The sequence below is a fragment of the Streptococcus sp. STC1396 genome (assembly GCF_058933875.1).
Genome location: NZ_JBZYCU010000058.1, coordinates 1 through 559, shown reverse-complemented (window position 1 = coordinate 559; position 559 = coordinate 1). Strand labels below are relative to the sequence as shown.

At 42.9% G+C, this 559-nt stretch carries 1 protein-coding gene; it reads right to left on the bottom strand.

Annotated elements, in window-relative coordinates; genetic code table 11:
* A partial coding sequence (locus tag AC5FEC_RS10415; protein ID WP_493662114.1) for a transposase family protein occupies positions 1–559 on the bottom strand: 559 nt, incomplete at both ends.

The following is a 559-nucleotide window of genomic DNA, read 5'->3' as shown; positions in this document are numbered from 1 at the left end:
GTAGAATGAGAGCTTTGCTCCTTAAAAGGATAGATAAATCGCTCTCTGGAAGCTTCGTCGATGACAGTATACTGATAGAATTTATCAGGGATAGAGCCGGTGTAACAGTGTTTTGGGACATATTTGACATCCATTTGCCATTTCACTCCGATTTCGGTCGGCGTATGGTAGGGCTTTGGTTTGTAGGCTTTTTTCTTTTCTTTAGAAGCTTTGAAGAAGCCTAATTTTCTCAGGATGCGAAAGAGGGAACAAGGATGCCTGTGGTAACCTTTGTTTGTTTTGAGTTTGTAGAAGATTTCAATCAGCGTAGCTTTAGGATTGCGGCGGATACAGTGTTTGATCCAATTGATTTCTTCATTGGTGTGACTATTTGGATGAGGTGTCAGAGGGCGATGGGATTTGTCACATAGCGATTCTTTGCTTCCATCGAACCGTTTATTCCAACGCATAAGAGAGGCTTTTGAGACTTTGTATCTCCGACAGATAAAGGCGACAGAGGTACCGTTACGATAGGTTTTGACAGCGTGATAGCGGGTATCCAAAGTATGTGGCAGGTAGC